The sequence below is a fragment of the Rossellomorea oryzaecorticis genome, from assembly GCF_038405515.1.
GTDB lineage: Bacteria > Bacillota > Bacilli > Bacillales > Bacillaceae_B > Rossellomorea > Rossellomorea oryzaecorticis_A.
The window spans coordinates 1-8,661 of sequence record NZ_JBBYAF010000071.1; the positions used below are offsets into that span (position 1 = coordinate 1).

Annotated in this window: 7 protein-coding genes, 1 tRNA gene and 1 other annotated feature; of the genes, 1 reads left to right on the top strand and 7 read right to left on the bottom strand. The window is 43.1% G+C overall.

The window, feature by feature from the left end; translation table 11 throughout:
* Position 1: 1 nt before the first annotated feature.
* The 6 genes from AAEO50_RS20535 to guaB all read right to left on the bottom strand — a co-directional run bounded on the left by AAEO50_RS20535 (position 2) and on the right by guaB (position 6,571).
* Positions 2–91 (bottom strand) — tRNA-Ser (locus AAEO50_RS20535).
* Between the two features lie 106 nt (positions 92–197).
* Entirely contained in the window at positions 198–1,472 is a 1,275-nt protein-coding gene (gene serS / locus AAEO50_RS20540; RefSeq protein WP_341986234.1) for a serine--tRNA ligase, read from the bottom strand.
* A gap of 84 nt (positions 1,473–1,556) precedes the next feature.
* Positions 1,557–1,768: a binding site (T-box leader), on the bottom strand.
* 53 nt (positions 1,769–1,821) lie between these two features.
* Positions 1,822–2,409: a pyridoxal 5'-phosphate synthase glutaminase subunit PdxT gene (gene pdxT / locus AAEO50_RS20545; RefSeq protein ID WP_341986241.1), complete on the bottom strand. Its 588-nt coding sequence runs from the start codon at positions 2,407–2,409 to the stop codon at positions 1,822–1,824.
* 7 nt (positions 2,410–2,416) lie between these two features.
* Positions 2,417–3,298: a pyridoxal 5'-phosphate synthase lyase subunit PdxS gene (gene pdxS, locus AAEO50_RS20550; RefSeq protein ID WP_341986235.1), complete on the bottom strand. Its 882-nt coding sequence runs from the start codon at positions 3,296–3,298 to the stop codon at positions 2,417–2,419.
* A 272-nt stretch (positions 3,299–3,570) separates the two neighbouring features.
* Positions 3,571–4,875, bottom strand: coding sequence for a D-alanyl-D-alanine carboxypeptidase family protein (locus AAEO50_RS20555; RefSeq protein ID WP_425383237.1), 1,305 nt, complete (start codon positions 4,873–4,875; stop codon positions 3,571–3,573).
* A 229-nt stretch (positions 4,876–5,104) separates the two neighbouring features.
* The gene (guaB, locus tag AAEO50_RS20560) at positions 5,105–6,571 is read right to left on the bottom strand and encodes an IMP dehydrogenase (RefSeq protein WP_341986237.1); all 1,467 of its coding nucleotides are present in this window, start codon (positions 6,569–6,571) and stop codon (positions 5,105–5,107) included.
* 113 nt (positions 6,572–6,684) lie between these two features.
* Here guaB and AAEO50_RS20565 point away from each other — a divergent pair, with 113 nt between their 5' ends.
* The gene (locus AAEO50_RS20565) at positions 6,685–7,620 is read left to right on the top strand and encodes a YaaC family protein (RefSeq protein ID WP_341986238.1); all 936 of its coding nucleotides are present in this window, start codon (positions 6,685–6,687) and stop codon (positions 7,618–7,620) included.
* Positions 7,621–7,663: 43 nt separating this feature from the next.
* Here AAEO50_RS20565 and AAEO50_RS20570 read toward each other — a convergent pair whose 3' ends face one another.
* Positions 7,664–8,146 carry a glutathione peroxidase gene (locus AAEO50_RS20570; RefSeq protein ID WP_341986240.1) on the bottom strand — a complete coding sequence of 161 codons (483 nt, stop codon included), beginning with the start codon at positions 8,144–8,146 and terminating at the stop codon, positions 7,664–7,666.
* Positions 8,147–8,661: the final 515 nt, after the last annotated feature.

An 8,661-nucleotide genomic window follows, 5' to 3' on the forward strand; every position in this document is an offset into this window, starting at 1 on the left:
GCGGAGGAAGAGGGATTCGAACCCCCGCGGGCTTTAACACCCCTGTCGGTTTTCAAGACCGATCCCTTCAGCCGGACTTGGGTATTCCTCCGTATCGACAAGAATTATAATACCATGGTGATAAAATAGAGTCAAGCATTTTTCTAAAAAATTTCAAGGGTACCTGGCAATATGCCGGATACCCTTAAAATACGCTGTTACTTGATCACTTCTGCCCCACCCATGTATGGACGAAGAACGTCAGGTACGATGACAGATCCATCTTCCTGCTGATAGTTTTCGAGTAGAGCCGCAACTGTACGGCCGATCGCCAATCCAGAACCATTCAATGTGTGTACATGTTCAGGCTTCGCGTTTGCTTCCCTTCTGAAACGGATATTCGCGCGTCTCGCCTGGAAGCCTTCGAAGTTACTGCAAGAAGAAATCTCACGGTAAGTACCGTAGCTCGGGATCCAAACCTCGATATCATATTTCTTCGCGGCCGTGAAGCCAAGATCTGCGGTACACATTGATAAAACACGGTATGGCAGGCCTAGAAGCTGAAGTACTTTTTCCGCATGGCCAGTCAATTTTTCAAGTTCATCATAAGAATCTTCTGGCTTCACAAAGCGGACAAGCTCTACTTTGTTGAATTGATGCTGACGGATCAACCCTCTTGTGTCCCGTCCGGCAGATCCCGCTTCTGAACGGAAGTTGGCACTGTAAGCTACATAGCCGATCGGCAGTTCTTCCCCTTTGATGATTTCATCGCGGTGATAATTCGTTACAGGCACTTCTGCTGTCGGAACCAAGAAGTAATCTTCACTTTCAATCCGGAAAGCATCTTCTTCAAATTTCGGCAGCTGACCCGTTCCAGTCATGCTTGCGCGGTTCACAAGGAATGGAGGGATCATTTCTGTATATCCGTGCTCATCCATGTGCAGGTCCATCATGAAGTTCAATAACGCACGCTCCAGTCTTGCACCCAGCCCTTTGTAGAACACGAAACGGCTTCCCGTTACTTTTCCTGCACGTTCAAAATCGAGGATATCAAGACCAGTCGCAATATCCCAGTGCGGCTTTGCTTCGAAATCGAACTCGCGGATTTCCCCCCATTTGCGGGCTTCCACGTTGTCGTCCTCTGTTTCGCCGACAGGAACAGATTCATGAGGGATATTCGGGATAGATAGAAGGATCCGTTCCAGCTCTTCCTCGATACCTCTAAGCTCATCATCAAGCTTCTTGACCATGCCGCCGACTTCACGCATTTCTACGATCATGTCCTGGGCATCCTGTTTGTCCTTTTTCATCTGAGCGATTTTTTGTGATACTTCATTCCGCTTGCTCTTCAAGTTTTCACTTTCCACCAAAAGCTCTCTTCTTCTCTTATCTAGTTCCTCGAACTTATCAAAGTCTTCAAGGTCTTCACCGCGATGCTGAAGGCGGTTTTTTACATCTTCAAAATTGGCACGTAAGTACTTAATATCTAACATGCTTATTCCTCCTTTAAATAGATATGTGTTTGCAGTCATGACGATGGAAGGATTCGGGGAATATAAAAAACCCCCGTCCCTGGTAAAAGGGACGGAGGTTTCCGCGTTGCCACCCTAATTGAAGGCATAAATCGCCCTCCTCTTAGAGATGGTAACGGAATCACCGAAAATACCTACTGAATGGTTCAGTATTTCACTCAAGGATGGATTCATAAAGATTCTGCACCGGTTTGCACCAACCACCGGCTCTCTTTGGGCAAGAATTCTTCACTACTGGTTCCTGTCAACGTTTTAAACTCATATTGGTTATTTCATAATCTACTACAATCTTTTCCATTTTGCAATAGGTTTATGCCAATGTTTTTTCTTTTGACTCTTTCACCATTTCGACGAAGTATGCCGTCAATCGATGGTCATCTGTCAGTTCCGGGTGAAATGAACATCCCAGGAACTGGCCGTGGCGTGCAAGTACGATGCGGTCATTGTGCTTGGCAAGGATTTCGACATCTTCCCCCGCTTCTACGATATGAGGCGCACGGATGAATACGGCATTAAAATGATTTCCCACATGTGCAATGTTCAAGTCGGCTTCGAAGCTCTCCTTTTGTCGGCCAAAGGAATTACGCTCAACCATTACATCCATCACACCAAGATGCGGTTCATCATAACCCACGATCTTATTTGCCAATAGAATGAGGCCGGCACACGTACCGAAGATCGGTTTTCCGCTGTCAGCAAACACTTTCAATGGCTCTAAAAATCCATAGCGGTCAATAAGACGTCTCATCGTCGTACTTTCACCACCGGGCATGATCAAGCCGTCAAGTTCATCCAGCTGCTCTGTACGCTTTACGACCACTGCTTCGGCATCACATGCCTCGATGGATCGTACATGCTCTCTGACAGCCCCTTGAAGTCCTAATACACCTATTTTCATCATAGACTTACCAGCCTCGATCTTGCATGCGCTGTTCAGGAAGGATAGAAGAAATTTCTACACCCTTCATCGCAACTCCAAGTTCTTTGGAGAGTTCAGCGATCAACTTGTAGTCCTGATAGTGAGTAGTTGCTTCAACGATCGCTCTTGCAAACTTCTCAGGATTTTCAGATTTGAAAATACCGGAACCTACGAATACACCGTCTGCACCAAGTTCCATCATAAGAGCCGCATCAGCAGGAGTCGCAATACCGCCTGCAGCGAAGTTAACAACCGGTAAACGGCCATTTTCTTTAATTTCTAATAATAACTCATACGGAGCTCCCAACAGCTTCGCTTCCGTCATGATTTCATCTGTATTCATGTGTACAAGCTTACGCACCTGTGCATTCACTTTTCGCATGTGACGAACCGCTTCAACGATGTTTCCAGTTCCCGGTTCACCTTTTGTACGAAGCATCGATGCACCTTCACCGATACGGCGTGCTGCTTCGCCTAAGTCACGGCATCCGCATACGAATGGAACGGTGAAATCTCTTTTATTTAAGTGGTACTCTTCATCAGCAGGAGTTAATACTTCACTTTCATCAAGATAGTCAACACCCATTGATTCAAGTACTCTCGCTTCAACGATATGACCGATACGCGCTTTCGCCATTACCGGAATCGTCACAGCTCCCATTACTTCTTCTACAATACGAGGGTCTGCCATTCTTGCTACACCGCCAGCAGCTCGGATGTCAGCTGGAACTCGTTCTAAAGCCATTACCGCCACTGCACCTGCAGCTTCAGCAATTTTAGCCTGCTCTGCATTGATAACGTCCATGATGACGCCGCCTTTTTGCATTTCAGCCATACCTCTTTTAACACGATCTGTACCAGTATTCATTTATGTATCCCCCTTATATTTATCCTATGCCCGTCCATTTTTTCTTTTTATTTCAGATAGAAACAACAGGAAAAAGTGACTAAAACAATCGGAATGATGATATTGCCCTACTGCTAAATAAACAACAAAAATACGGTTATGTCAAGACGAAATAAGGAGTCGGTTAACTTATGAGCTATATGTATTTAATGGAAGCCAGCCCTGCTTATCTTGACCATTTAGTTATAAAAATAACCCCAGGCTTTATGATAACCTGGAGTCATTAAATTAGATTAGAACCAGCCTTTTACAGTGGATGTCACAGATCCCCAAATATCCCCGAAGAATCCGCCTACAGCTCTTATCGAAAGGACAAACCAGTTTGCTTTTTCGATTCCTTCAACTGTAACAACAGGTGATTTTGCAGCATTTGCACCTTTATCTGTCAGGTAACCTAAATCATTTTTGTCCTTAGACTCTAATGTAACGTAACCGACTTTTTCGCCCTCTTTGATAGGCGCCGTCAGCTTACCATCTTCATTAAGCTTCTTCTTGTCGACTACAAACTTAGGCTTGTACTGATCTTCTTCACCGTTTCTCACGACCATGTTCAGAGCAGATTCAGATTTGATTCCAACTTCTTTTTCTTTCCCTTTAACTACCGGAAGGGTCTTTTGGTCTTTGATCTTGTAATCTGCAGGAAGAAGTTCTTGTATCGTGTAGTTGTTGAAAGCATAATCAAGCATTTTTCTAGTTTCCGCAAAACGGGCATCGTATGAATTTTCACCAGGTTCAACCTGCACATCCATCACAACAGTAATGAATCTCATTCCGTCACGCTCTGCGGTCCCTGTGAAACAAGCGCCCGCGAAGTCGGTAGTACCTGTTTTAAGTCCGTCCATGCCTTCGTACTCACGAATCAATCCCGGAAGCATCCAGTTCCAGTTAGGCATGTTGAACTGATCTTCGGTCCCTTCAGCAAACATCTTCTTCGCTATAGAAGATGTCTCCAATACTTCAGGAAAATCATTAATAAGTCGGTATGCCAGCGTAGCAGTATCCTTAGCTGACATCACATTCTCTTCCTCAGCTCCGCCGACAACTTGATCGACATAAGGAGCCAAGTCTTTATTATTCAATCCTGATGAGTTTACAAATTTATAATTTTCCAAGCCGAGTTCTTCAGCTTTTTTATTCATCAATTTCGCAAAATTAGCTTCGGACCCGGCAATCGTTTCTGCTATTGCCATGGATGAAGCATTTGCTGAATAAATAGCCATGGATTCATACAAGTCTTTAATCGTGTACGTTCCTTCTTCACGTAAAGAAACGTTGCTTAACGAAGTGTTATGAGACATTTTCGATACATTCGTAGGAACCTTATACTTCTGATCCCATTTCACTTTACCTTCTTCAATCGCTTCAAGCAGAAGATATTCCGTCATCATTTTCGTCATACTTGCAATTCCAAGAGCCGTCTCTGAATTCTTTTCATATAAGACTTTACCAGTACTTGCTTCTACTAAAATCGCAGCATTTGCGTTAACATCTAAATCCCCTTGAGCACTTGCCGGTTTTTGCACCATGCTCATTGCCATCAAAAATACCAAGAAACAAACAAAAGATTTTTGAACCCAACTTCTTTTCACTTTTAGCCCTCCAAGTTTTTATGTACACCTTCGTTATTTTATCATAGTTCGAAAGGTAAGAATAGACAGAGAATATTCCTAGTTTTAACATAGGACAAGGGACTTGCGACCTCTTCATTTAGCTGTTTTTCCCATACAAAAAAGCCGCCCATTAAACAGGACGGCTTGCAATGTAAGCTTAAGATAATGAATAGTTTGGTGCTTCCTTCGTGATTTGGACATCATGCGGATGGCTCTCACGCAGACCTGCACCCGTCATACGGATGAACTGAGCGTGTTCACGCAGCTCGTATAGATTCTTCGTGCCGCAGTAGCCCATTCCGGAACGCAGTCCGCCGATCAGCTGATACAATGTATCCGCCAGCGGCCCTTTATAAGGGATACGGCCTTCGATGCCTTCAGGAACAAATTTCTTCGCTTCTTCCTGGAAGTAGCGGTCCTTTGATCCTTTTTCCATAGAGCTCAATGAGCCCATTCCACGGTACACTTTGAAGCGTCGCCCTTGGAAGATTTCTGTTTCGCCAGGGCTTTCAGATGTACCTGCAAGCAGGCTTCCTAGCATGACTGCATGTCCGCCTGAAGCGAGTGCCTTCACGATGTCACCCGAGAACTTGATGCCCCCATCGGCAATGATGGCTTTGCCGTGTTTCCTTGCTTCAGTTGCACAATCATATACCGCTGTGATCTGCGGTACACCCACACCTGCAACGACACGCGTTGTACAGATGGATCCAGGACCAATCCCGACTTTTACCACATCGGCTCCTGCTTCAATCAGCTCTCTTGTCGCTTCAGCTGTCGCAACGTTACCTGCAACAATATTCAAATCTGGATATGCTGCACGAATTTCACTCACAATAGATAATACACCGGCTGAATGCCCATGGGCTGTATCGATGACGATCGCATCAACATGTGCTTTTACCAGCTGTTCCACGCGTGTAAGAGTATCTTTTGAAATCCCGACTGCTGCACCTGCCAATAAGCGTCCTTGACTGTCTTTGGCAGAGTTAGGGAACTCGATTACTTTTTCAATATCTTTAATGGTGATTAATCCTTTTAGAACGCCTTCTTGATCGATAAGCGGCAGCTTTTCAATCTTATGCTGCTGAAGGATTTTTTCCGCTTCATCTAGGGTAGTGCCAACCGGAGCAGTCACCAGGTTTTCTTTCGTCATGACATCTGAAATCAGGATCGAGAAATCCTGGATGAAACGAAGGTCACGGTTCGTTAAGATCCCGACCAGCTTTTGCTCCTCTTCATTGTTCACAATCGGAACACCAGAGATTCTATATTTGCCCATCAAGTGTTCAGCAGCAAATACTTGATGCTCAGGAGTTAAGAAGAATGGATCAGATATAACTCCGCTTTCGGAACGCTTTACTTTATCAACCTGCTCTGCCTGCTGTTCGATGCTCATGTTCTTGTGGATGATACCAAGTCCACCCTGCCTTGCCATTGCAATGGCCATTTCAGCCTCTGTTACCGTATCCATCCCGGCACTGATTACTGGTACATTAAGCTTGATCGAGTCCGTTAACTCAACTGAAATATTTACATCTTTTGGTAATACCTCAGACTTTGCAGGTACTAGTAAAACATCATCAAACGTTAAACCTTCTTTAGCAAATTTAGATTCCCACATATTTTTCGGCCTCCCTAGTCCCAAAATATTATTAGTAGGTTATCAATTGGTTAAAATACTGTCAAGAACATATGGATTAGTTTAATTTTTCAGAATAGTTAGAGGGTGACAAATTGGAAAGCATACATCGACATTGGGACTTCATTCACTACTTCCAGTCTGCTGAATACTCCCAGAAGTTTCTAAAAAAATGCTATGAACAAATCGGTTTCACGCAGGCAGAAACGAAGAGCTATGACAACTGCTATTCCTTCATGTACTACTTGGAACAAGGAGAACTTTATTATAAACAAGCCCTGCAATCTCCTATATCACTGCAGCCAATTTTATTATTTTACGGATACATCCATTTTATTAAAGCGGTCGTGTTGACTGAGGACCCACTGTATCCTGAAACAACCCAGGTACTCGCTCATGGGGTCACGTCCCGAAAAAGAAAGAAGCAGCATTATCATTTTCTTCAGGACGAAGTGAAGGTGCAAAAGAATGGATTGTTTTCACATTTCTCTACTTTGGCGTTCCACGTGAAACATATCGTTGGTGAAAAACTGAAGATGGAGGATTTACTCGTTCAATTACCAGAATTGGAAGAAGTTTTTCAAGTCCTGCTGAAAAGGCAGACAATGATCTGGTTTAATTACGAAAGTGAACTCATTATCGATGAAGAAGTACTTAACAAATTTAATATGTCAAAGGATTTATTTAAGCATTATCTGAATGAAAAGCTCACAGGGACATATAAGTGGACAAAGGAACATACCCTTCATGTGCCTGAATTAAGTGAGCAGCTGCCACTAAGGTGGCATTTAAGCAAAAACCGGCTTGCCCTGCCAATCAGCCGGAATGAGTCAAACTTAATTCCAGAAATCCTGATCCATTACGCCGTCCTATACAACCTAAGCATGATTGCCCGATACGAAACAGAATGGTGGATCGAACTGTTGAAGAACCGCACAAACGAAGATTATCCGATTATACGTTCCTTCCTAACCGTTACGACCCAGAAAGGACCTTATTTATTGCTGGATTTACTTAAACAAAAAATGTAGAGGAAGGAGGAAGGAATCTTCACCATCTTCCTCTTTCCATCCATCAACGTTCCAATAACAACTTGATGTCACCTTCAATTTTCCTGGGACTGGTCTGTGGCGAATATCGCTCATACACCTCACCGTTTTTATCGACGAGGAACTTAGTAAAGTTCCATTTGATATCCGAAAGCAATAGCCCCTTCTTTTCTTTCGTTAAAAACTTAAATAACGGATGAGCATCTTTCCCTTTCACATCCGTTTTCTTAAACATCGGAAACGATACTCCATAATTCGTTTGACAGAACTCTATGATCTTCTCCTGCTCCCCAAATTCCTGGTTCATGAACTGATCGCTTGGAAACCCGAGTACCACCAGCCCATCCTCCTGATACTCCTCATACATACCCTGCAGTTCTTCAAATTGAGGAGTAAAGCCGCACTTGCTCGCTGTGTTTACAATCAGCAATACCTTCCCTCTATACTCCTCTAATGAGGACTCTTCGCCGTTCGATTTAGCAACCGTAAATTCATAGATGGACGTCACATTTATTCCCCCTTTGTTTTCGTTCTTATGTAAATGATACTTCAAGGGGATGAGGGTTAGCAATTTTGAGGTGCTTCGAGTTTGGAGGATAGATAAGATGAGTGGGAATTATTAAGCCTTCAGTTGGTATTGAGTTACTGGTATGTGGTGGAGTTACTGGCTATATGGTTGAGTTTTGATAATAATTGCTGGTTTGCGAGAATAAGGAAATGATTCTGATAATATCCTGTCGTCTTTGAAAAAAGAATTTTCTGTTTCGATAATAGAAGTCGGATTTTCGATATTACATTCTTTGTTTTCGATAATAAAAAGTTAATTTTCGATAATAAATTGGTTGGTAGCTTAGATTTGGTGATGATTTTGGGAGGTTTTTGATTGAAATGGACATGTTTTAAGAGAAACATGTCCTGCATTTTTATCAAGAAGGAAGGTTTTTATTAAAAAATTACAAATTAAAGGGCTTAAAAGGAAAAAAGTTGATTATTATGAATGGAATGAGTGAAGATATGAAGGTT

Coding starts and splice junctions, on each gene's coding strand:
- serS (WP_341986234.1), bottom strand. CDS start 1,472: ATGTTAGATATTAAGTACTTACGTGCCAATTTTGAAGATGTAAAAAAC.
- pdxT (WP_341986241.1), bottom strand. CDS start 2,409: ATGAAAATAGGTGTATTAGGACTTCAAGGGGCTGTCAGAGAGCATGTA.
- pdxS (WP_341986235.1), bottom strand. CDS start 3,298: ATGAATACTGGTACAGATCGTGTTAAAAGAGGTATGGCTGAAATGCAA.
- AAEO50_RS20555 (WP_425383237.1), bottom strand. CDS start 4,875: ATGGCAATGAGCATGGTGCAAAAACCGGCAAGTGCTCAAGGGGATTTA.
- guaB (WP_341986237.1), bottom strand. CDS start 6,571: ATGTGGGAATCTAAATTTGCTAAAGAAGGTTTAACGTTTGATGATGTT.